We start from the raw sequence: 22,476 nt of genomic DNA, 5'->3' as shown, positions 1-22,476 counted from the left end.
AGTCACCCCTCCTAGCTCGAGTAGGCCGAGTTTTCCTCGACGTAATCGTGGGTCAGGTCGTTGGTCCAGATGGTCCCGGATTCGGATCCGGCACCAAGGTCGATGACGACGTCCACCGTGCGGTCCGCGGCCAGGTCGACCAGCGACCGGTCCTCACCGATGGCGCCTCCCCGGCAGACCATGACTCCGTTGATGGATACGTTGACGTCCGAAGAGTCGAAGTCCACCGACGTGGTCCCCACCTCGGAAAGGATGCGCCCCCAATTCGGATCGTTGCCGAAGATCGCGCACTTGAAGAGGTTGGACCGTGCCACGGCACGGGACACCTCCAGCGCCTGGGCCTCCGAGGCGGCCCCGGCGGTGGTGACGTGAATATCGTGGCTGGCCCCTTCGGCGTCGCCGATCAGCTGGAGGGCCAAACTCACGCAGACCCGCGTGAGGGCGTCCGTGAACTCTTCCTGTTCGGGGACCGCGCCGCTGGCACCCGAGGCCAACAGCGCGACGGTGTCGTTCGTGGACATGCAACCGTCCGAGTCGGCCCGGTCGAAGCTGCGCTCCGTGGCCGAGCGCAGGGCCGCGTCCAGGTTGTCCGCTGACATCGAGGCATCGGTGGCGAGGACAACGAGCATCGTCGCCAAGCCTGGGGCCAGCATTCCGGCGCCTTTGGCGATCCCTCCGATACGCACGGGCCCCTGTTCGGTCTGAAGCGTCACGGAGGCCTTTTTGGACACGGTGTCGGTGGTCATGATGGCCGACGCCGCGGCGTCGTCGTGCTCGGGTCCTTCCCCCAGCGAGCCGGCCGCGTCCCGAAGCCCCGGCAGCAGCAGATCCATCGGCAGTTGCTCGCCGATGAGACCGGTCGAGCAGACGAGCACATCTCCCGCGGCCGCATCGGTCAGCGAGGCGACTTCCTCGGCAGTCCGGTGGGTATTGCGGAACCCCTCGGTCCCCGTGCAGGCATTGGCCCCACCGGAGTTGAGAACGACGACGTCCACGCGCCCGTCGCGCACAACCTCGCGTGACCACTCGACCGGCGCCGCGGCGAAACGATTCGTGGTGAACACAGCCGCGGCAGTGAATTCGGGGCCCACGTTGCGCACGAGGGCGACGTCCTTCCCACCGCTGGCCTTCAACCCCGCGGACACCCCGGAATATTCGAAGCCGCGGATTCCGGCCAGCCCGTTCTCGACGTCGATCTCCGCAGCGTTCTTCGGTTCTGAACTCATGGCACGAGTCCTTCCTGGTCAAGGCCCGTGGTCTCCGGGAGGCCCAAGGCAATGTTCATCGACTGGACGGCACCGCCCGCGGTGCCCTTGGCCAAGTTGTCTATCGCGCACGTGACAATCACGCGCCCGACATGCGGATCGAGCGCCAGTTGCATCACGGCGTGATTGCTGCCCTGCACCGACTTGGTGGTCGGCCACTGGCCTTCTGGGAGCACATGGACGAACGGTTCGGAGTCGTACGCCGCATCCCAGGCGGCCCGAAGGTCGTCCTCGCTGGTACCAGGACGGATCCGGGCCGTCGCTGTGGTCAGAATGCCGCGAGGCATCGGAGCGAGGGTCGGGGTGAAGCTCACGCTCACGGACTCGCCCGAAGCGTCGCCGAAGCCCTGCTCCATCTCGGGCGTATGGCGGTGCACGCCGCCTACACCGTACGGAGACATCGACGACATGGCTTCGCTGGCCATCAGGTGCGGTTTGGTGGCTTTGCCGGCTCCCGAGGTTCCGGACGCAGCCACGATGACGATGTCCTCCGGGTCGAGCAGGCCGGCGGCGAGACCGGGGGCCAACGCGAGCTGAGCGCTCGTGGGGTAACAACCCGGCACAGCGATCCTCGAAACACCGGCCAAATCTTCTCGTTGTTTGGTCGGCGATCCTGTCCGGAACGGCGCGGTAATCAGTTCGGGCAGACCGTACGGCCAATGGCCTGCGTGCTCCGTTCCGTAGAAACGGGCCCAGGCGTCCGGATCCCGCAGGCGGTGGTCCGCCCCGGCATCGATGACGAGGGTCCCTTCTGGCAGTTCGGCCGCCACGGGGCCACTGGCTCCATGGGGCAGGGCAAGGAAGACGACGTCGTGCCCGGACAAGGTCGCCGGGCTGGTCTCCTGGACCGTGAGGTCGGCCAGGGATCGCAGGTTCGGGGCCAGCTCTCCCAATCGCGTGCCCGCGCTGGAATGTGCGGTCACGGTGGTCACGTCCACCTGGGGATGTTGGGACAAGAGGCGGAGGACCTCTCCGCCTGCGTAGCCCGTGGCACCGGATACTGCTACCGAAAATGTCATGACGACACTGTACCGCAGATTTATACATGGGTCTAAATCTTTATGCATAGGGCGGCTAGGATGGCCGCGAGATCACTTCACGACCGAAGGAGTTGGCTTTGTCAGAGCAGATACCGGAGTCCATGACCGCAGTCGTCGCGCCTTCCAGCGGTGGGCCGGAGGTCTTCGAAGAGAGGACCGTGCCCGTTCCTGAGCCTTCGGGCACCCAATTGCTGGTCAGAACCAAGGCCACGGGCGTGAACTTCATCGAGACCTATCAGCGCTCGGGCGTGTACGACGTGCCCTACCCCTTCGTCCCGGGCAGCGAGGCCGTCGGCGTCGTCGTGGCGGCCGGGCCGGGCGCCGTCAATGCCGCGGTGGGCGATCGCATCGCGACGAGTCAGGCCGCGGCCACATACGCCCAATATTTCGTGGTGGATGACGACAAGGCCGTGAGGATTCCGGAGGGCATCGATCCGGTCGACGCCGCCTGCGTGCCTCTCCAGGGCGTCACGGCGCACTACTTGGTTCGATCCACCTACCCGGTCAGTGCATCGGACACGGTTCTGTTCCACGCGGGTGCCGGAGGAGTCGGCGGCCTGGCCATCCAGATGATCAAGAACCTCGGGGCACGGGTGATCGCCACGGTGTCCTCGGACGAGAAGGAACGGATTGCGCTCGGCCATGGGGCCGATCACGTGTTGCGCTACGAGGACTTCGCGGATCGGACCCGCGAGCTGACGGACGGCCGCGGCGTCGACGTCGTGTACGACTCGGTCGGGAAGACGACGTTCGAGGACTCGCTGACAACCCTGAAGCCGCGTGGAATGGCTGTCCTCTTCGGAGGCGCGAGCGGCCAAGTACCGCCATTTGACCTTCAGCGGCTGAACTCGATGGGTTCACTGTACGTAACGCGTCCGTCGACGGGAGCGTACCTGCGCGACCGGCGCGAACTCGAGTGGCGCATGGGCGAGCTCTTCGACGACATCCTCGCCGGGCGGCTGAAGATCTCCCACGACCAGAGCTTCCCGCTCACGGATGCCGCCGGCGCCCACGAGTACCTCGAAGCCAGAAAGACTCGCGGCAAGGTTCTCCTGGAGCCCTGAGCCGGTTGCCGGTTGCCGGTTGCCGGTTGCCGGTTGACTCAGCGTGGGGCACGAAGCCCATGTCCCGAAACCCGTGACGGGACACGCACGAAGGACCGCCCAGCGAATGCTGGGCGGTCCTTCGTTGCTTCTCCGACATGGGGTCATCGAGCCGACGACCACGCCTGTTCCTAGGCCTCGATCTCCTCGCGACGTGTCCTGCGCCCGGCGTAGACGGCGCCTGCAATACCGGCGAGGAACACGAGGATCGCACCGGCAATCATCAGCCATCCGTTGCGTTTCTCCGCGGATACGGAATCGTCGGTCACGGGTTTGAGTGATCCCGGGTCGTCCGTCTTGACGACCTTCAGCACGCCGTCGTCCACGGCCATCAGCGCATCGACGTTCTTGGGAAAGTCGTCGTCCTGGGCCCCGGTCTGGGTTCCGCGGAATTGGACCTGCTGCCCCGGCTTGACGTCGATCGGGTCGTTCACGCCACCGTCGAACCGCTGGTAGGACACGTTCGTGTCCTTCGGCAGGTTGCCTTGGTAGACACCGTTGAACGTCTTGGTCTGCAGATCATTGGTCGAGGTCAGGAACTGACCGGAGACCACCCAGGAATGGCCGGCGTGCGGAGCGTCCTCCTTCGCCGCGTGCAGCGCGCGAACGCCACCGTAGGTCAGCAGCCCGGCCAGCAACAGAGCGAGAATGACGATGAGAACCCCCAGCCATCGCCATTTCGACCGGCGGCGGAGATAGCGCCCCGACTGCTCGTCGTCCTCGTCAAAGCCAAAGAAGTCTTCTGACACGATTCTCCTCGTCTACCGGATCATGCTGGGGAAGCCCGGTCTCGTGCGGTGGATTCCGAACAGTCTACCCGCGGAGGACGGCCCCGTGGCGTTGCGAAGCAAGCTCGATCGCGGCCTCTCTGATCTCGCTTGCCTCGTCGTTCGTCAGTGTGCGGTCAGGAGCGCGGAAACGCATGGCGCATGCCAACGATTTCTTGTGCTCTTCGATGCCCGATCCACGGTAGTCGTCGAAGACGCGCACGTCTTCGAGCAACTCGCCCGAGCCTTCACGCAACGTCTTCAGGACATCGGCCGCCGGGATGTCGGCGTCGAGCACCAGGGCGACATCCTGGGTCACCGCCGGGTACCCGGAGATGGCCTCTGCCGAGACAGGTGCACCCGCAGTACGGGCCAGCTCGGTGAAGTCGATTTCGACCGCAACCGTCCTCTCGGGCAGGTCCAAGTCTTTGAGGACCTGAGGGTGCAATTCGCCGGCCCAGCCGACACGCCGACCCTCCGCAACGAAGAGCTCCGCGGTTCTGCCGGGGTGGAAGGCCTGGTGACGTCCCTGGCGGAGGTCCAGACGAACCCCTGCCGTATCGGCCACCATTCGTGCGACATCGAGCGCATCCTGCCAGTCGTACGCGCGCGGGGTTACTCCTGGCGAGACCTGAGCATCGTGACCGGTCAGGATCGCGGCAATATGCCGCGGCTGCCGCGGCAGACCGGCGTGCAGGTCTGCCAGGACACCGGGATCGGGCTTCTGCCCGACCGCGGGAATGTTCTGCGTTCCCAGGTGCTCACGGGGATGGAAGACCAGAGCCGACTCGTACAGCGCCAGATCACGGAACCCTCGTGAATGGTTGCGCTTGAGCACCTGGACGAGGCCGGGAAGCAACGACGTCTGCAGCGATCCGAAGGATTCGCTGATCGGATTCGCCAGCGCGATGGCCGGGACGGATTCGCCTTCCTCGGGGGTGCCGAAGAGACGGTTGTCGGCCTCGCTGACGAATGGATACGAAGCCACCTCGGTGAGTCCCGCGGCCGCGAGGGCATTGAGACAACGCCGGCGCACCGATTGCTCGACCGTCAGGCCGCGGCCGCTCGGCGGGACAGGAAGGGTGGACGGAATCTTCTCGTACCCGGAGAGCCTTGCGACCTCTTCCGCGAGGTCCTCGGGTTCGAGCAGGTCGGGACGCCACGAAGGCACCGTCACCTGGAGAACGTCGCCCGTGCGGACAACGGTCGCACCGATGTCCTGCAGAATCTTGATGACATCCGATTCGGCAATCTCCATGCCGATGCGTTTGCTCGGATAGTCCACGGCGCAGTGGATTTCGTGCGCGTAGTAGTGGTCGAAGACGTCGGTGACTCCCTCTTCGGCCGTGCCCCCTGCCAGTTCTTCGAGCAGCTCGACGGCGCGCTCGGCCGCAGCGGCGGCAACGAGAGGGTCAACCCCGCGTTCGAAACGCTTGGATGCTTCGGAAGGCAACCGGTGACGACGCCGCGTCCGGGCGATCGACACTTCCTCGAACCGCGCCGCTTCCACCAGGATGCGACGGGTCGAAGCAGTCACCTCGGTCGAGGCTCCGCCCATGACGCCGGCCAGACCGATCGGGCCGGTCTCGTCGGTGATGAGCAGGTCCTCGGGGTCGAGGGAACGTTCCTTCCCATCGAGGGTCGTCAGGGTCTCCCCCGCATGCGCACGTCGGACCTCGATGGCGCCGGTCAGTCGATCGGCATCGTAGAAATGCAACGGCTGCCCGTACTCGAGCATCACGTAGTTGGAAATGTCGACCGGAAGTGAGATCGAACGAATCCCAGCGAGCCTCAGGCGAGAGGACATCCACGTGGGTGTCGGAGCCTCGGGGTCCACTCCGGATACCGTCCTGGCCACGAACCGCGTGGCACCCTGACGGTCGTGGATGGGGGCGTCGTCACGGATCCTCACCGGCTGACCCGATCCGTTCGCGGCGGGAGCGCGTTCTGCGAGGTCGGCCGCGGGGTCCACGAATTCCTCGTTGACGGCGTGGCAGTACTCGCGGGCAACGCCACGGATCGAAAAAGCGTATCCGCGGTCCGGCGTCACATTGATTTCGGCCGCTTCGTCGTCGAGACCAAGCAGTGCCAGCGCGTCCGAACCGATCTCCGGGTCGAGCCCCAGGGTGGACAGCACCAAAATCCCGTCGTGATCATCGCCGATTCCCAGTTCGCGAACCGACGCGATCATTCCGGCGGACACGTGACCGTAGGTTTTGCGGGCCGCAATCGCGAAGTTTCCGGGCAGCACGGCCCCGGGGAGAGTCACCACGACCTTGTCCCCCGGCGCGAAATTGTGTGCGCCGCACACGATGCCCTGGATTCCCGACGGGTCGATGCCCTCTCCGGTCAGGGTCTGTTCCTGGCCTTCGGGAACCACCCGAACCGTGCACCAGTTGACGGTCTTGCCGTTGGAGTGTTCCTCCGGTTCCATCGTGAGCACCTGCCCGACGACGACGGGTCCGGAGATATCGTCCGACGGCCGGTGCACATCTTCTTCCTCGAGTCCCACACGGACGAGGGTCTCCATCAGGTACTCCGCGGAGGCGCCCTCGGGGAGGGGCGCATACTCGCGCAACCATGACAGGGGAATACGCATGAACTAAATCTCCATCCCAAAATGCTCGCTGAAGCGAACGTCGCCTTCGATCATGTCCCGCATGTCCGGGACGCCGTTGCGGAACATGAGTGTCCTCTCGACCCCCATGCCGAAGGCGAAACCGGAATACTGGTCCGGGTCGACTCCCCCGGCCCGCAGAACATTCGGGTGAACCATGCCGCACCCGCCCCACTCGATCCATTGCGGCCCGCCCTTGGCGTTGGGGTGCCATACGTCCATTTCGGCGGAGGGCTCGGTGAACGGGAAGTAGTTGGGCCGGAGCCTGATCCTGGCCTCCGCGCCGAACATCTGGCGGGCGAAGTGCTCGAGGGTCCCCTTCAGATCGGCCATGGTCAGGCCCCTGTCCACGGCCAGTCCCTCGATCTGGTGGAACACCGGGGTATGGGTCGCGTCCAGCTCGTCGGTACGGTAAACCCGCCCCGGGCACACGATGTACAAGGGCACATCACGCTGGTGGAGAGCGCGCATCTGGACCGGCGACGTGTGTGTGCGGAGCACGAGATGCGCCTCGGCCGGGTCCACGAAGAACGTGTCCTGGAGCTCTCGGGCAGGGTGGTCCGGCTTGAAATTCAGCGAATCGAAGTTGAACCACTCCGATTCGACCTCGGGGCCGTCCTCGACTTCCCACCCCATGGAAACGAACATGTCCGCGGCCTGCTCCTGCAGAAGAGCCACCGGATGGCGCCCGCCGATGGAGCGATGCCCCGAACCTGCCGTGACGTCCACGGCCTCTTCGACGAGAATCCGCTCCGCATGCTCCGTCTCGAGCTGCTCGTTGCGGGCCTCCAGAGCCTGGGTGATTCTGGCTCGAGTCTGGCCGAGGAGCTTGCCGATCTCCTTCTTGTGCTGATTCGACAGCGAGCGCATCTGCCGGTTGGCGACGCCGACGCCGGACTTCTCCCCCGTGAACCGGAGCCGAACCTGCTTGAGGGCGTCGAAGTCCGGGGTCCGGTTCTCGATGCTCTCGATGGCCTGGTCGACTTCCGCGGAAAATGCTTCGCGAACTCGTTCCAGGCCCCGTTCGGGTTCTGTGTCCAGAACGCCGGCCATGTCTTCGAGCACCGGATCGGGGCCCGGCAATGGCGCGGCGTTGTCCGGCGACGTTTCAGTCATGAACAACTCATCTCTTGGATCTGATTCGTACTGCGGGGTGCTCGAGGGGCGATCGGACGCAGGGCTGCTGATCGACGTGTTCGCTCGAGCACCACCAGTCTAGAGGATATGGAGGCCGCTCAGCTCACCCTGTGGACGAGCGCCTCCACGATCGGCAGGTCCGCCGGGATCCAGCCCAAGTTCCGGATTCCGTCCACGTCAGAAAGGTTCATCCAGCGAAGCTCGCTATGGTCCTCGAGAGGCTCGGGGACGCCTTTCGACACCGAGCCCCAGAAGACCCTCATGGCCATGCGTTCGTTGAGCGGCCACCCCTGGGCGTGCGGTCCCGGAATTTCGGCACCGAGGTCGGCCTCCACCCCCAGCTCCTCTCGCAGTTCCCGGCGAAGTGCTGCCACTGCGTCTTCCCCCGGCTCGGTCTTGCCGCCCGGGAACTCCCAGAGCCCGGCCAGGGCTTCGGGGGCGGACCGACACGCGACAAGCAGACGAGCCGGATGGTCCAGGTCATCGACGAGCGCGGCGCCGACCACCTGGACCGGATAGGTTTTCTGCGTCATCGGTTGCTTCCCTCGCCGTCGTCGCGCTCCGGCCCCTGGGGGACGTAATTCTCCCGGTAGACGTCCGGCTCAATGTAGATGAGGCGAGCCTCGGGCAGCTCGGACCTGATGCGCGCCTCCGCATCGTTGATCGCATCGACGAGGCCCAGGGTATCGACGCTGCCACCGACCGCGATCTTGGCCGCGACCAGGATCTCCTCGGGTCCCATGTGCATGGTCTTGAGGTGGATCAGCTCGATTCCGTCTTCCGAAGTGACCGCTTCCTTGATGATCCGTTCCCTCTCCGGGCCGGCCGATTCACCAACGAGCAAGGACTTGATTTCGATGGCCAGGAAGATGGCGACGACGACCAGGAGCACCCCGATCGCTCCCGACCCGGCCGCGTCCCAACGTCCGTCTCCCGTGATCACCGTCATCACGACTCCGACGAGGGCCAGGCAGAGGCCCGTCACGGCGGCGGAGTCCTCCAGCATCACGACCGGCAATTCGGGCGACTTGGCGGCACGGAGGAAACCGAACCAGCTCTTGCGCCCCCTCTTCGTTCGGGCCTCCTTGGACGCCACGAGAAGGGACCGCCCCTCGAGGAGAATCGACCCCACCAGAACCGCGATAGGGACCCACGCCCATGACTCGATGGCGTGGGGTTCGTGCCACTTCTCCCAACCCTCGTAGAGGGAGAAGAGTCCACCGAGGCTGAACATGACAATCGACACCAGGAAGGCGTAGATGTATCGGTTCTGACCGTGGCCGAATGGATGTTCCTTGTCGGCCTTCTTCTTGGACGCCTTGCCCCCGATCAGGAGAAGAATCTGATTTCCTGTGTCGGCGAGCGAATGGATCGATTCCGCCAACATGGACGAGGACTTGGTCAGCAGGTACGCCCCGAATTTGAGGACGGCTATGCCCAAGTTGGCGCCGAGCGCCGCGAAGATCGCTGTGTTTCCGCCTTTGTCTGCCATTCTTTCGCTCCCGGTCGATGATGGGTTCTCAGGGTGAATGCACCTACCGGCGCCGCATCAGTTCCGTCTGGCTCGGGCGCTGGCATAGAGGCATACGGTCGCGGCCGTGCCCACATTGAGAGATTCGGCCCTTCCGTGGACGGGAACCGCGACGCGAGCGTCCGCCGACAATTTCTCTTCATCGCTCAGTCCCTGGGCCTCGTTGCCGAAGAGCCAGAGCGTGGGTCGACGCAGATCAATGCCGGTTGAGGGCACCTTTTTCTCTCCGCCGAGTCGGGCCTGAGCGGCGGCGTCGGCCAGGTCGTCAAGGTCATGGTCCCCGTGCCCGTCGGCGGCGAGGATCATCATGCCGCGATCCCGGGCCCTGCCCACGAGTTCATGAAAGTCCATGCCCGCCGTTACCGGCAGGTGGAACACCGATCCCGCGGTCGACCGGACGGTTTTCGGATTCAGGACCTCGACGCTCCCCTTGGTGGTGACAACCGCATCCGCACCGACCGCATCCGATGCACGAATGAGCGTTCCGGCATTCCCCGGGTCCTGGACCCGAACCATCGCGGAAACCAGTCCGGGGGCAACGTTCGACGCCCAGGGCCCCGAGCCGAGAACTTCCCGCCCGTGAGCAACGGCCAGTACGCCCTGGGGTGTCAGCGCGTCCGACATCGCCGCGAGGACCTCGTCCGAGACGAGCCGCACGAAGAGTCTCCGCGGTTTGCCCGACGTCGACGGCGCACCGCTCCCCGCGGCCGCCGCGATGGAATCGCTCAGATCAGGGTGGCGCTCGAGCGCGGCTTCGGTGACGTAGACGGCGTCCAGAATCGGCCGGTCGCGGTGAGCGGCCAACGCCTCGCGGACCCCTTGCGGCCCTTCCACCACGAAGAGTCCGGTCTTGGCTCGAGCCCTGGAACGCGCGAGTGCCGCGACGTCCTTGACGCGATCGGCACGTGGGTTGATCAGCGTTCGTTCGCGAGAGAGCAATTCGAAAGTATCCACCGTGTCAGGCTACCCGACGCCGGTTCTCCGTCCGTTGCGGTGACAGAGGTGTGGAGACGAAAGACGCCGCCGCACCGTCACCGGGTCGCTGAACGACCGGGTGGGTGCGGCGGCGTCTATTCCTCGAGTCGAGGCGCCAGACTTCAGGCAGCCTTGGCGGAGGTGTCCTCGGGGAGGTTGTTCTTGGCGATGTCGACGAGTGCCTTGAACGCGGTCGGCTCGTTGACGGCCAACTCGGAGAGCATGCGGCGGTCGACCTCGACCTCAGCGGCCTTGAGGCCCTGGATGAAACGGTTGTAGGTCAGGCCCTCCGCGCGAGCAGCGGCGTTGATGCGCTGGATCCAGAGCCGGCGGAAGTCGCCCTTCCTCTTGCGGCGGTGATCGTAGTTGTATACGAACGAGTGGGTGACCTGCTCCTTGGCCTTGCGGTAGAGCCGCGAGCGCTGACCGCGGTAGCCGGACGCGCGGTCCAGGGTCGTACGACGCTTCTTGTGGGCGTTGACCGCCCTCTTCACACGTGCCACTTGTGCACTCCTATCTGTTCTGCGAACCGCACCCGGGCGGTCCAAAAATGTTGGCGGAACGGCATCAGCCGATCGGGACGAGTGACTACTTGGTCAGCATCTTCTTGATGACCTTGGACTGACCGCCCGTGACGATCTGGTCGCTCGCGAGGCGACGGGTCAGACGGGAGGACTTGTGCTCCAAGTAGTGGCGGCGGTTCGCCTGCTGGCGCTTCACCTTGCCCGTGCCGGTCAGCTTGAAGCGCTTCTTGGCACCCGAGTGAGTCTTCTGCTTCGGCATATCAGCCGTTCTCCTTACGTTTTCTCCCGACACGCTCATCAGGAAGCGCACGGGGTCGGACTTGCAACGACCGTTCAGGCCGCTGCTGACGGGGATCCAGCCGCGGGCAACCTGGTCCGGTCCTGCGACCGACCGGTTGGCACCGGGTCATTCGTTGGAGGAATCGGTCTTCGGCTCGGCCGAAGTTCCGCTCTCCTGTCCCTTAGCTTGCTCTTTGAGCTCGGAAGGCATGGCGTCGGCCATGCTGTTGGTGACCGGCTCGGCAGTCTTGGTGTCCACTCGCTCGCGCGATTTGCGGCCACCACCCTGCTGGTTCTTCTGTTCACGGCGCGCCTGCGCACGGCTTTCGGCCTTGTTGCGCAACGGACCGAGGACCATGACCATATTGCGGCCGTCCTGACGGGGGTTGGACTCCACGGTCCCCACCTCTGCCAGGTCATCGGCCATGCGTTCCAGGAGACGGACCCCCATCTCGGGACGCTGCTGCTCGCGGCCGCGGAACTGAATCATGGCCTTGACCTTGTCACCGGCGGAGAGGAAACGCTTGGCGTGTCCCACCTTGGTCTCGTAGTCGTGGTCATCGATCTTCAGCCGGAAACGGATTTCCTTGAGCACCGTGTTCGTCTGGTTCCGCCGGGATTCGCGAGCCTTGACCGCGGCCTCGTACTTGTACTTGCCGAAGTCCATGAGCTTGCATACCGGCGGCTTGGCGGACGGTGCTACCTCGACCAGATCAAGATCCGATTCGCGCGCCAGACGCAGGGCGTCTTCTACGCGGACAATCCCAACCTGTTCGCCGCTTGGGCCTACCAGGCGGACTTCCGGGACGCGGATACGGTCATTGATACGTGGATCGCTAATGTGGCACTCCTGTAGTCAGCGGGTTTCCCCATAGGTTGTTGATGACTGCAACGGCAACAAAAAAGCCCCCGTTGCTTTCAAACGGAGGCTGAACCACGATACGAACAGTCCTCACCCAATAATGAGGTGAGTCCACGAAATCGTGACACAACCCGGCAATCCGAGGGATTGGCGCGGGTGGGAGCTCAGCTCCGCTTGAAACTGCTGACCACTATACACCATGGGCAGGTCCGCTCCCAGTGGTGTTCATGACAAACCCCGTCACGGGAGGCCCGATCACCGTGCCCCTGTGGGAAGCTGGACTCATGACCAACAATTCTTCTTCCCAGGACTCCGGCCGCGATACGAATTCGCGGGAGACCTTCCGATTCGACGAGTCCGTCGCGGCAGCGCACAACCCGTCGGCCTCAGAACCTACGCCCGAGGAGGTCGAAGCCATCGGGCAGCAAATGCGCGATATCGCCGACGTCGCGGCCGTTGAGGTCATCACCACCTCCGCGGTGCACATGATGAGTGCCGCGGCCGTGAAATGCGGTTTGGCTGCCGAAGAAGATGCGGACGACGTCAAGGATCTCGACGAGGCTCGGAAGCTCATCACGGCGTTGGCCGGACTGGTCACGGCGGCGGCCCCTGAAATCGGGTCCCAGCATGCTGGTCCCCTGCGCGATGGCCTCCGCTCCTTGCAACTGGCTTTCCGCGAGGCATCCATCTCCCCGGACGCACCGGGTCAGGGCCCCGGAGAAAAATTCACCGGCCCCGTCTTCTGAGCGACGCCGATCCCCGGCTCGGCCGAGCCGGGGCGGCCGTCAGGATCCGGCTCGCAGACGAATGTCAGCCGAATCGACCCGATCCGCAAGGGTCTGATGGGCCGAAAAGCGTTTCTGGAATTCTTCGACCGCCGTGTCGAGTTCCCTCTGGTCCAGTCCGGGGCGAATCGTGAGTTCGACGCTCAGCTCCGGCCCCGGCCCTCCGCCGGGGAGGAGGTGGCCTTCGGCATCGCGGCAGCCCACTCCTCGTCCGGGAGCCATGGTGACCGACATAACGGACGGGTCCGGCTCCCCGCATTCCTGCAACGCCTCGAGCACTTCGGGATCGGAGTAGGCGGGACGCCACCTGGTACCTTTGGCGATGGCCCACAGGGCCGGCCTGCGAACCACGAAGGTCAGTGCCGAGCCCGGGTTCAGCACAAGCAGCTGGTTCTCGTCCTCGACCGCGGAGAGCGCCATTTTTCTGGAGTCCGCGGCCACGGGGCGGGCCTGATCATGCCAGGAAGTCAGGTCCTCCACATTGGAGAACACGGGCAGGGCCTTGCGTCCGTCCGGGGCCTGGATGCTGACCAGCGCCATGTCCGACTCCTTGTCGGAGACAAGCCCTTCCTCGGTGACGTGGGATTGGGACAGCTCTGCGACCACCGGCGCAAACAGCCGCACGTTCGCGAGGGCGTCGACGACGACCTCCTCCGGAGCCTCCCCGCGCGCGAAACGGCCGAGGGCGGCGTCGAGGTCTGCGGGCGTCAACCCGTCGTCGGAAGGATACGCGTGGGTGTGGGAGGTCCCTTCCCCCAGGTTTCGGCCCTCCCAGGGCTGTCCCCCGGTGTCCGTCGACCGCCCTGCACTCGCGAGCTGGGCGCGAATGTGGGCGGGCAGATCCTTCTTGCCGGTCATGGGCGCTCCGGACGCCCGGCGACGTCGAGGGCCTCGGCGAGCGTGAACTTCCCTGCGTAGAGGGCCTTGCCCACGATGGTGCCCTCGACACCGTGGGGAACCATCGTGCGCAGGGACTCGATGTCCTGCAGGGAGGAGATGCCGCCGGAGGCAACCACCGGCTTGTCGGTGCGACGGGCCACCTCGGCGAGAAGTTCGGTGTTGGGACCCTGCAACGTCCCATCCTTCGTCACGTCCGTGACCACGTAACGGGCGCACCCGTCGTCGTTGAGCCGATCGAGGACCTCCCAGAGATCGCCGCCCGCTTGCGTCCACCCGCGCGCCGCCAACGTGGTTCCCCGCACGTCGAGGCCCACGGCGATGACGTCGCCATGTTCGGCGATGACCCGCTTGGTCCACTCGGGGTTCTCCAACGCGGCCGTTCCGAGGTTGATACGCGCAGGTTCGAGGGCCAGGGCTCGCTCGAGTGACTCGTCGTCGCGAATCCCGCCGGACATCTCGATCTTGAGGTCCAGCGACTGGGACACGCGGCGAAGCACGTCTGCGTTGTTGCCTCGGCCGAACGCGGCGTCCAAATCGACCAGGTGGAGCCACTCGGCCCCGGCCTCCTGCCAGGCCAGGGCGGCCTCGACCGGGTCGCCGTAGCCCGTTTCCGATCCGGCCTCGCCCTGCACGAGCCGCACGGCCTGGCCGTCGGCTACGTCCACAGCAGGAAGAAGCTCGAGTCTTTCGTTGGTTGTCATGCGAAGTGGTCCCCTCTAATCCAGAGTTGTCACGTAAAAGCCATAGGCGAAGAAGGCGACCGCGAGCACCCAGAGGACGAGCTGGGCGATGACGGTGATCTTCTGCCTGCGGAAGGAAATGGCACCTCCGGCGAGGAAGGCGCCGAAGGTCATGAGCAGCAGTCCTGAGACTATGGGGCTCACCGCGGGTCACGTCCTCTCGGGTCGATGTCCTGATGTTCGAGGTCGACCTTCGCGCCGGCGGTTTCGAGCCGCCCGGCGCGCGGAAGGGTGCCCAGCCAGTTCCGCAACAGCTGAAGGCCGGCCGCCGAGGACTTTTCGGGATGGAATTGCGTCGCAGACAACGGGCCGTTCTCGACGGCCGCGATGAACGGTCCACCATGATCGGACCAGGTGACCTGCGGAGGCTTCATGGCTTCGATGGTCTGGTCGAAGTCCCATTCCTGGACCCCATAGGAATGGACGAAATAGAACCTTTCGTCCTCCACACCGCGGAACAGAGTACTGCCCTCCGGCGGCTGGACCGAGTTCCATCCCATGTGGGGCACGACGTCGGACCGCAGTCGCTCCACTCGGCCGGGCCACTCCCCCAAGCCGTCGGTCTCCTGCCCATGCTCGGACCCGTGCTCGAAGAACACTTGGAGACCCACGCAGATGCCGAGGACGGGACGCCCGCCGGCGATTCGGCGCCCGATCATTCTGGGTGCGTCAGCCGCTCTGAGAGCGCTCATGACTGCCGAGAAGGCGCCGACCCCGGGGACCACAAGACCGTCGGCCCCGAGGACGTCGGACTCCGACCGAGACAGGACGACGTCGGCACCAGCGGCCTCCAATGCACGCACGGCGGAACGGACGTTACCGGCCCCGTAGTCGAGAACGGTCACGGTCGGGCGCGAGCTCTCAGCCTGCTCGTACGAATCCTTCGCTGGTCCGGACACCATTTACAGGGCCCCCTTCGTGGAAGGGATGCCCTCGACTCGCGGGTCCGACTCCACGGCCTCGCGCAGCGCGCGGGCCAAGGCTTTGAACTCGGCCTCCGCAATGTGGTGGGGATCCCTGCCGGAGACGACATTCATGTGCAAGCAGATCCCCGCGTGGAAGGACAGGGCTTCCAGGACGTGGCGCACCATGGAACCGGTGAAGTGCCCGCCAATCAGGTGAAATTCAAAGCCTTCCGGCTCCCCCGTGTGCACGAGGAATGGACGGCCGGAAATATCCACGACCGCTCGGGCCAGCGCTTCATCAAGAGGCACCGCGGCTTGACCGAACCGACGGATTCCGCTCTTGTCCCCCAGAGCTTCCTTCAAGGCCTCACCCAGGACGATAGCCGTATCCTCCACGGTGTGGTGCACGTCCACGTGGGTATCGCCCGAGCATCGAATGTCCAGGTCGATCAGGGAATGCTTGGACAGCGCCGTGAGCATGTGATCGTAGAACGGCACGGTCGTCTCGATACGGGACCGCCCGGTTCCGTCCAGGTTGATGTCGACGGAAACCTTGGATTCGCTGGTTTCGCGGCTCATGCTGGCCGTGCGGGCCGATGATGGGGTCGTCATGACTCTCCTGCGGTCGAGAGGGCTCGGGCCCTCACTGTCTGGCTCGGTTCCGAAAGTCTCAGGTGCCGGCGGGGTCCAGGTCCCGCCGCCGCTCGATGTGCCTGTCCAGACTATCGAGAAAAGCGGTGGTTTCTTCCTCGGTCCCCGCCGTGACGCGCAGATGCCCCGGAATTCCGACGTCGCGAATCAGGACGCCGTCCTCCAGAAGGTCCTGCCACAGTCCGTGGCTGTCTCCCACCCCGCCGAAGAAGACGAAATTCGAATCCGAGGACGCGGGACTCAAGCCCAGGTCCCGCAAGTGCTCGACGATGCGGTCCCTCTGCTTCTTGATGTCCTCCACGTTGGCCAGAAGCCTCCCGCGGTAACGCAGGGCGGCCAATGCCGTGGCCTGTGTGACGGCGGACAAGTGGTACGGGAGCCTGACCAGCTTGATCGCATCCACCACGGCAGGAGCCGCCGCGAAGTACCCGATCCTGGCGCCCGCAAGGGCGAATGCCTTGCTCATGGTTCGGCTGACGATGAGTCGTTCGCGCCCCGGCAACAACCTGAGCGCCGTCCGGTCGGGGTCTCTCGCGAACTCAGCGTAGGCTTCATCGACCACGACGATTCCGTCGAAGGATGTCGCGGCGTCGTACACGGCCTCGACGACCTCGGGGTCGAGAGCCGTGCCGGTCGGATTGTTCGGGGAGCAGAGGATCGTGATGGCCGGCTGCTGGTCGGCGACCTGACGTGCCGCGGATTCGGGAGACAGCGAGAAGTCCTCGGCCCTTTCCCCCGCCACAAACTCGGTGTTGGTCCCCGAAGCCAAGAGCGGATACATCGAATACGTAGGAACGAAACTCATGAGCCGGCGTCCCGGTCCCCCGAAAACTTGCAGGATCTGCTGGAGAATTTCGTTCGACCCATTGGCCGCCCACAGATTGTTCTGGTCGAGGCCGTGTCCCACGAACGCGGCGAGTTCTGAACGGAGCTCCGTGAAATCACGGTCCGGATAACGGTTGAGCGAACGAGCCGCTTCTCGCACTCCTTCGGTCACCGCCTCCACAACCTCGGTCGGCATCGGATGCGTGTTTTCGTTGACGTTCAACGCGTACGGCACCTCGAGCATGGGAGCACCGTAAGGGGACCGACCGCGAAGGTCGTCCCGGAGGGGCAGGTTGTTCAGCGCGTCCAATGAGTCAGTCACCCCACTATGCTAAGGACCGCCGATCCTCACTCCGAAATTATCGGGACAATAAGACGCTGTCCGGGAGTAACCTGCCCGCTGCCCAGATCGTTCAGATCGTTGATCTTGTCCATGGTCACTCGAACATCCGCACTGGAGTCCACGTCCCGAGCGATGTCCCACAGCGTGTCCCCGCTGCCGACGACAATGGACTGCGTGGTCGAGGCGGCACTCTCCGTACCCGCCTGCGCGGTGCCGGGCACGAGGAACATCATGAGAGCCACCGCGACGACGACGACGGCGGAGAGCACCGGCACTCCGAAGAACACGAAACGGCCTCGGCGAGTCAGCGAGATGCGCGAGGTTCGAACACGAGCGGTCCCCACGTGACGGATCCATTCCGCGTCGCGGCTTGTGGTCTGAGTAAACGTGCTCATGCGAAGATCCCTTCGTATTCGGCGAGAGTGATGATTATTCGAACTGGTGTTCGAGTTCGTACGTCTGTTCTACCAAAGTCTTCGAACACTGTCGAGAAAAATAGAACACATGTTTGATTTGCCACTTCCTCTGGCTTAGCCTGAGGGGTAAAGAAAATCGGTTGTACCGGCCGGAGCGCCTTCCCTCCGGGGAGGACTCCTCACGGTGCGACTTTCACCAAGCGCATCCGAACGGGCGACTGCACGATGACCGTTGTCGCCCGAGCCGTAGTTCCAGTACACACGGGGCGACTGACAACTTAAGCACCTCCAGGGAAGGACGAACCGGTGGCCACCCAGCTTCCTCACCAGGCCAAGCCGCTCACCCCGCGACAGCGCAAGATTCTCGAGGCGATTGCATCGTCCGTCGAGACGCACGGCTATCCACCGTCCATGCGAGAGATCGGCGACCTGGTCGGCCTGTCCAGCCTGTCGAGCGTGACCCATCAGCTCTCGCGGTTGGAGGCCCTCGGCCTCATCCGTCGCGATCCGAAGCGGCCGCGGGCCATCGAGGTGCTCTGCGAAACACCCGTGGGAGAAGACGGCCCCCGGTTTCCGGCTGCCGCGCCTCGGGAACGACCCGCCCCGGAACCGTCACGAGAAAAATCGAACGACAAGGTCGTGCCGCTCTTCCCGGAGACCCAACCGGATGGGGCCACGGCCCAGGTGCCGCTGGTCGGCCGGATCGCGGCAGGTGTTCCCATCACTGCTGAACAGCACGTGGACGACGTCGTCGCCCTCCCCCGTCAATTGGTCGGGCAGGGCCAGCTCTTCATGCTCGAGGTGCGAGGAGACTCGATGGTCGAGGCCGCGATCTGCGACGGCGACTGGGTTGTGGTCCGCCAGCAGAGCGACGCGGAGAACGGCGACATCGTCGCTGCGCTGCTCGACGACGAGGCCACGGTCAAGACCTTCCGGCAACGGGACGGGCACACCTGGCTGCTGCCTCAGAATCGACAGTACGAGCCAATTCTCGGAGACCACGCGACGATCATGGGCAAGGTCGTTTCGGTCCTGCGCTCCGTGTAAGTCCCGCCCCGGCCGGCGTCACTCGCTCCGGGGCACGCGCGCCTACGCCCGCGGCCCCGCCGCGCGTCCGCATCGCCCCGTCGGCGTGCGCCGGGGCAACGGGATCACCCGGCGGCGAGCCTCCGCAGGGCGGCAGTGACCGTTGGCAGATTGTCGGTGGTCCACAACGGGGGCAGTGCGCTGCGCAGGAACCCGCCGTAGCGTGCCGTGGCGAGCCTGGAATCCAGGACGGCCACGACGCCGCGGTCGTCTTGCGAGCGAATCAGCCGTCCGGCCCCCTGGGCCAACCTGATGGCCGCGTGATAAGCCGAGACGGCCATGAACCCGTTCCCTCCGGTCTGGCTCACGGCCCGGGCCCGGGCGGAGGACAGAGGATCATCGGGACGCGGAAACGGGATCCGGTCGATGATCACCAGGCGACACGATTCGCCCGGAACATCGACTCCCTGCCACAAGCTCATGGTCCCGAAGAGGCAGGTGTCGGCGTCTTCCGTGAATTCTTTGACCAGCCCGCGCAGGGAGGACTCGCCCTGGACGAGGACCTCCAGGTCAGAATTGTTCCTCACGTACTCGGCCGCCTGCTCGGCCCCTCGTTTGGAAGAGAACAGGCCCAAGGTCCCTCCGCCCGAGGCCTCGACCAGTTGGAGCACCCGCTCGAGCTGTTCCTCTGAGACTCCCCGCGCCGGTTTCGGCAGGTCCGACGCGAGATACAGCATTCCCTGCTTGGGATAGTCGAAGGGTGAGCCCACGTCGAGGCCCTCCCACACGGGTGCCTTCTCGCCCATGAGTCCGAGCGAGCCGGCCGCCGAGTCGAAGGAGTGACCGATGGCGAGGGTGGCCGAGGTCAGCACGACCGTACGGTCCTGGAACATGCCTTCCCGGAGCCTCGACGCCACCGACAACGGCGCCACGTGAATGGTCGCCGGGTCGGTGTCTGCCGCGGCAACGTAACCGCGTCCCGGTTCCCAGCCCCCGACCCGGCTGATCCACACGACCTCGTACTTGCCGTCGGCCCCGAGCGTCCTCTCGGCCAGCTCGAGGATCTCGGTCAGGCGGGCTCGGGCGGTCTGTCGGCCGGCGTCGGCATCCTTACCTTCGGGCTTGGTGTCGGACAGAGCCGCGCGGCTCGCGTCACGCACCAGTTCCATGGCTCTCTGCAGATCCGGGGTCAGACCGTGCGCCATGAGCTCCGCGGGCTTTCCGGTGCACGCGGCGTCCAAGGCGTCGGCGGCATCGGTCAGCGGGTCGTGGGAGGCGCTCGTGTGCTTGCGCACCGCTCTGGCCGCGGAGCGCACCATGATGGGAGAAATCGCCCCTGTCACGGCACCCGTGACCCGGTCGACGAGTTCGTGGGCCTCATCGACGATCACGGTGTCGTGCTCAGGAAGGACGCCGATTCCTTCGAAGGCGTTGATGGCCAGGAGTGCGTGGTTGGTGATGACGATGTCGGCCTCGCCGGCTTTCTGCCTCGCCAGTTCCGAGAAGCACTCTTCGACCAGGGGGCACTTGCGGCCGAGACATTCGGACGCGGTCACGGAAACCTGTCTCCACGCCTTGTCGCTGACCCCGGGCAAGAGTTCGTCCCGGTCTCCGGTGTCGCTCGTTTCCGCCCAGGAGCGGAGTCGCACGATTTCCTCGGCGAGACCCGTGCCGCCGCGATCCGGATGCCCGGATGCGGACGCCCCCTCGGAGTTCAGGGAGAAGAGCGCGTTGGGGTCTTCTTCCTCAGGGTACCCGCCCTCGAGTTTGTGCAGGCACACGTAGTTGTTCCGCCCCTTGAGCAGGGCGACGTCGACCGGTCGCTCGAGCTGGTCGTCCAAGGTCTCGAGCAGGCGCGGCATGTCCCGGGTGACGATCTGCGCCTGGAGGGCCAAGGTCGCGGTCGCCACCACAATCGGGGACTCGGCGTCGATCGCCCTCCGGATCGCCGGAATCAGATAGGCCAACGACTTGCCCGTTCCCGTACCCGCCTGAACCAGCAGATGTTTGTTCGTCTCCAGCGCCTGGGCCACATGAGCGGCCATGCGCCTCTGCCCGTCGCGCCGTTGCCCGCCCGTCCTGTCGACGGCGGTGTCCAGCAGCTCCAGGACGTCTTTGGCCCCTGGCAGCGTCTCCGGCTCCTCGCCCGTCGGAGCAGTATCCATGAATCCAGCCTCCGACAGCTCAGGCGTTCGAAATCGTGTAATCGTGCAGATCTGCCGCCATGTCCTGACGGACCAGAACGCTCATCCGCGTTCCGCCCTCTTCGAACTCGGTCGAGAGGATCTCGGCATCCCACGAATGCAACCGCGAGACAACCTCTCCGTGGGAGTAGGGCACAAGGAGTTCGAGCCGAACGTCCGGCCTCGGAATGGTGTCAGAAATCAGCTGTTTGAGCTCGTCGATCCCCTCGCCGGTACGAGCCGACACGACGGCGTGTCGAGGTTCCCGCTGGCGCAGACGCTCAACAACATACGGATCGGCCGTATCGGCCTTGTTGAGCACAATGATTTCCGGGACGTCGTGGGCATCCACATCGGCCAGCACGTCGCGAACCGCCCGGATCTGGCCCTCGGGCTCGGGATGGGAGACGTCGACGACGTGCAGGATGACGTCCGAATCGGCGACCTCCTCCAACGTGGATCGGAAGGCCTCGACCAGCTGCGTCGGCAGGGAGCGCACGAACCCCACGGTGTCCGAGAGCGTGTAGCCGATCCCGTCAGGAGTCACGGCCTTGCGGACCGTCGGATCCAAGGTCGCAAACAGCGCGTTCTCCACGAGCACGCCGGCATCCGTGAGCCTGTTGAGCAGCGAGGACTTCCCGGCGTTGGTGTACCCGGCGATCGCGACCGAGGGAACATGGTTGCGACGACGATTCTGACGTTTGGTCTCTCGGGCCGGTTTCATCGCCGCGATCTCACGCCGCAGCTTCGCCATGCGGGAACGAATACGACGCCGGTCCAGCTCGATCTTGGTCTCACCGGGACCACGGGAACCGATGCCTTCACCACCCGCGGCACGACCACCGGCCTGCCGGGACATGGAATCGCCCCAGCCGCGGAGCCTGGGCAGCAAGTACTCAAGCTGAGCGAGTTCAACCTGGGCCTTGCCCTCCCGCGACTTGGCGTGCTGGGCGAAGATGTCGAGGATCAGCGAGGTCCGGTCGATGACCTTGACCTTGACGATGTCCTCGAGGGCGCGCCGCTGGGAGGGTGCAAGTTCGGAATCAATGATGACCGTGTCCGCGCCGCTCGATTGCACGATCTCGCGGAGTTCCTGGGCCTTGCCCGACCCCAGGAAAGTCCCCGGATCGGGCTTGAGGCGACGCTGGACCAGGCCGTCGCGCACCTCCGACCCGGCGGTCTCGGCCAGCGCGGCCAGCTCCCGCAATGAGTTCTCCGCTTCGGCCTGCGTTCCTTCCGACCAGATGCCCGCCAGGACGACCTTCTCAAGCCGCAGTTGGCGGTATTCCACCTCGGTGACGTCCTCGAGCTCCGTGGAGAGACCGTGGACGCGGCGCAACGCTCGACGTTCTTCGAGTTCCTGCTGGTCGCCGTCCGCGGCGGTTGGTTCCTCGCCCTCGCGGGCCAATTCGGGGGCCTTGCGGTCGAGGATCGCTTCCTCGTGTTCTTCTTCGGCGGAGAATCGACCGAGGACTCGATCCACGCTGGCCCTGAGCTGGGCGTCGGTCGGCCGCGAACCGCCCTGGTCCGCGGAACCTGTGGTTTCGTTCTGGGGCATAGTGCCTTTCTTGGGGTGCCGCACGGCTTTCCGGCGACGTCGTG

At 65.1% G+C, this 22,476-nt stretch carries 23 protein-coding genes; 3 read left to right on the top strand and 20 right to left on the bottom strand.

Annotated features, from left to right (window positions below):
- Window positions 1–11: 11 nt before the first annotated feature.
- Together argJ and argC are read right to left on the bottom strand one after the other, a co-directional pair.
- A complete protein-coding gene (gene argJ, locus EWU68_RS07295; protein ID WP_129315465.1) occupies window positions 12–1,226 on the bottom strand; it encodes a bifunctional glutamate N-acetyltransferase/amino-acid acetyltransferase ArgJ in 1,215 nt (404 codons plus the stop codon).
- Window positions 1,223–2,284, bottom strand: a complete 1,062-nt coding sequence (argC, locus tag EWU68_RS07290) for an N-acetyl-gamma-glutamyl-phosphate reductase (RefSeq protein ID WP_129315464.1) — start codon at window positions 2,282–2,284, stop codon at window positions 1,223–1,225. The genes argJ and argC overlap by 4 nt, the downstream gene beginning before the upstream one ends.
- Before the next feature lie 122 nt (window positions 2,285–2,406).
- Here argC and EWU68_RS07285 point away from each other — a divergent pair, with 122 nt between their 5' ends.
- Window positions 2,407–3,369: a quinone oxidoreductase family protein gene (locus EWU68_RS07285; protein WP_129315481.1), complete on the top strand. Its 963-nt coding sequence runs from the start codon at window positions 2,407–2,409 to the stop codon at window positions 3,367–3,369.
- Between the two features lie 170 nt (window positions 3,370–3,539).
- On the opposite strand, the gene EWU68_RS07280 is transcribed toward EWU68_RS07285, so the two are convergent.
- The 9 genes from EWU68_RS07280 to infC form a co-directional block, all read right to left on the bottom strand.
- Entirely contained in the window at window positions 3,540–4,157 is a 618-nt protein-coding gene (locus tag EWU68_RS07280; RefSeq protein WP_129315463.1) for a hypothetical protein, read from the bottom strand.
- Window positions 4,158–4,221: 64 nt separating this feature from the next.
- A complete protein-coding gene (gene pheT, locus EWU68_RS07275) occupies window positions 4,222–6,774 on the bottom strand; it encodes a phenylalanine--tRNA ligase subunit beta (protein WP_129315462.1) in 2,553 nt (850 codons plus the stop codon).
- A 3-nt stretch (window positions 6,775–6,777) separates the two neighbouring features.
- On the bottom strand, window positions 6,778–7,908 hold the full coding sequence (gene pheS / locus EWU68_RS07270) for a phenylalanine--tRNA ligase subunit alpha (RefSeq protein ID WP_129315461.1): 1,131 nt from the start codon (window positions 7,906–7,908) through the stop codon (window positions 6,778–6,780).
- Window positions 7,909–8,027: 119 nt separating this feature from the next.
- Window positions 8,028–8,462, bottom strand: a complete 435-nt coding sequence (locus tag EWU68_RS07265; protein WP_129315460.1) for a (deoxy)nucleoside triphosphate pyrophosphohydrolase — start codon at window positions 8,460–8,462, stop codon at window positions 8,028–8,030.
- Window positions 8,459–9,421: a cation diffusion facilitator family transporter gene (locus EWU68_RS07260; protein ID WP_129315459.1), complete on the bottom strand. Its 963-nt coding sequence runs from the start codon at window positions 9,419–9,421 to the stop codon at window positions 8,459–8,461. Before EWU68_RS07260 ends, EWU68_RS07265 begins: the two co-directional genes overlap by 4 nt.
- A 57-nt stretch (window positions 9,422–9,478) precedes the next feature.
- Window positions 9,479–10,414 carry a TrmH family RNA methyltransferase gene (locus EWU68_RS07255; RefSeq protein WP_129315458.1) on the bottom strand — a complete coding sequence of 312 codons (936 nt, stop codon included), beginning with the start codon at window positions 10,412–10,414 and terminating at the stop codon, window positions 9,479–9,481.
- A 143-nt stretch (window positions 10,415–10,557) separates the two neighbouring features.
- Window positions 10,558–10,938 (bottom strand): 50S ribosomal protein L20, encoded by a 381-nt coding sequence (gene rplT / locus EWU68_RS07250; protein WP_129315457.1) that lies wholly within the window; start codon window positions 10,936–10,938, stop codon window positions 10,558–10,560.
- 85 nt (window positions 10,939–11,023) lie between these two features.
- Window positions 11,024–11,218, bottom strand: coding sequence for a 50S ribosomal protein L35 (gene rpmI, locus EWU68_RS07245; protein WP_129315456.1), 195 nt, complete (start codon window positions 11,216–11,218; stop codon window positions 11,024–11,026).
- A 147-nt stretch (window positions 11,219–11,365) separates the two neighbouring features.
- Window positions 11,366–12,031: a translation initiation factor IF-3 gene (infC, locus tag EWU68_RS07240; RefSeq protein WP_238692373.1), complete on the bottom strand. Its 666-nt coding sequence runs from the start codon at window positions 12,029–12,031 to the stop codon at window positions 11,366–11,368.
- Between the two features lie 296 nt (window positions 12,032–12,327).
- Between infC and EWU68_RS13285 the strand changes: the two genes are divergently transcribed.
- Complete coding sequence (locus EWU68_RS13285) at window positions 12,328–12,846, top strand: DUF1844 domain-containing protein (protein WP_238692371.1); 519 nt, start codon at window positions 12,328–12,330, stop codon at window positions 12,844–12,846.
- Window positions 12,847–12,885: 39 nt separating this feature from the next.
- On the opposite strand, the gene EWU68_RS07230 is transcribed toward EWU68_RS13285, so the two are convergent.
- Genes EWU68_RS07230 through EWU68_RS07205 form a run of 7 tightly spaced genes read right to left on the bottom strand, consistent with a single transcriptional unit; the run spans window position 12,886 to window position 17,644 of the window.
- Entirely contained in the window at window positions 12,886–13,743 is an 858-nt protein-coding gene (locus EWU68_RS07230) for an SseB family protein (RefSeq protein WP_129315454.1), read from the bottom strand.
- A complete protein-coding gene (priA, locus tag EWU68_RS07225; protein WP_129315453.1) occupies window positions 13,740–14,486 on the bottom strand; it encodes a bifunctional 1-(5-phosphoribosyl)-5-((5-phosphoribosylamino)methylideneamino)imidazole-4-carboxamide isomerase/phosphoribosylanthranilate isomerase PriA in 747 nt (248 codons plus the stop codon). The genes EWU68_RS07230 and priA overlap by 4 nt, the downstream gene beginning before the upstream one ends.
- A gap of 15 nt (window positions 14,487–14,501) precedes the next feature.
- A complete protein-coding gene (locus EWU68_RS13005) occupies window positions 14,502–14,669 on the bottom strand; it encodes a hypothetical protein (protein WP_156265440.1) in 168 nt (55 codons plus the stop codon).
- The gene (gene hisH / locus EWU68_RS07220) at window positions 14,666–15,427 is read right to left on the bottom strand and encodes an imidazole glycerol phosphate synthase subunit HisH (RefSeq protein WP_129315452.1); all 762 of its coding nucleotides are present in this window, start codon (window positions 15,425–15,427) and stop codon (window positions 14,666–14,668) included. The genes EWU68_RS13005 and hisH overlap by 4 nt, the downstream gene beginning before the upstream one ends.
- Window positions 15,428–16,042: an imidazoleglycerol-phosphate dehydratase HisB gene (hisB, locus tag EWU68_RS07215; protein ID WP_129315451.1), complete on the bottom strand. Its 615-nt coding sequence runs from the start codon at window positions 16,040–16,042 to the stop codon at window positions 15,428–15,430.
- Between the two features lie 58 nt (window positions 16,043–16,100).
- Window positions 16,101–17,228 carry a histidinol-phosphate transaminase gene (locus tag EWU68_RS07210; RefSeq protein WP_129315450.1) on the bottom strand — a complete coding sequence of 376 codons (1,128 nt, stop codon included), beginning with the start codon at window positions 17,226–17,228 and terminating at the stop codon, window positions 16,101–16,103.
- A 26-nt stretch (window positions 17,229–17,254) separates the two neighbouring features.
- Window positions 17,255–17,644 carry a LysM peptidoglycan-binding domain-containing protein gene (locus EWU68_RS07205; protein WP_129315449.1) on the bottom strand — a complete coding sequence of 130 codons (390 nt, stop codon included), beginning with the start codon at window positions 17,642–17,644 and terminating at the stop codon, window positions 17,255–17,257.
- Window positions 17,645–17,971: 327 nt separating this feature from the next.
- Between EWU68_RS07205 and lexA the strand changes: the two genes are divergently transcribed.
- Window positions 17,972–18,712, top strand: coding sequence for a transcriptional repressor LexA (lexA, locus tag EWU68_RS07200; protein WP_129315448.1), 741 nt, complete (start codon window positions 17,972–17,974; stop codon window positions 18,710–18,712).
- 104 nt (window positions 18,713–18,816) lie between these two features.
- Here the strand turns inward: lexA and EWU68_RS07195 are convergent, their stop codons facing one another.
- Together EWU68_RS07195 and hflX are read right to left on the bottom strand one after the other, a co-directional pair.
- Window positions 18,817–20,856 (bottom strand): ATP-dependent DNA helicase, encoded by a 2,040-nt coding sequence (locus tag EWU68_RS07195; protein ID WP_129315447.1) that lies wholly within the window; start codon window positions 20,854–20,856, stop codon window positions 18,817–18,819.
- Window positions 20,857–20,875: 19 nt separating this feature from the next.
- The gene (gene hflX / locus EWU68_RS07190; RefSeq protein WP_129315446.1) at window positions 20,876–22,432 is read right to left on the bottom strand and encodes a GTPase HflX; all 1,557 of its coding nucleotides are present in this window, start codon (window positions 22,430–22,432) and stop codon (window positions 20,876–20,878) included.
- Window positions 22,433–22,476 lie beyond the last annotated feature (44 nt).

Source organism: Rothia koreensis, assembly GCF_004136575.1.
In the GTDB taxonomy this organism is placed as follows: Bacteria; Actinomycetota; Actinomycetes; order Actinomycetales; family Micrococcaceae; genus Rothia; species Rothia koreensis.
This window is presented reverse-complemented; position numbering and strand designations above follow the sequence as displayed.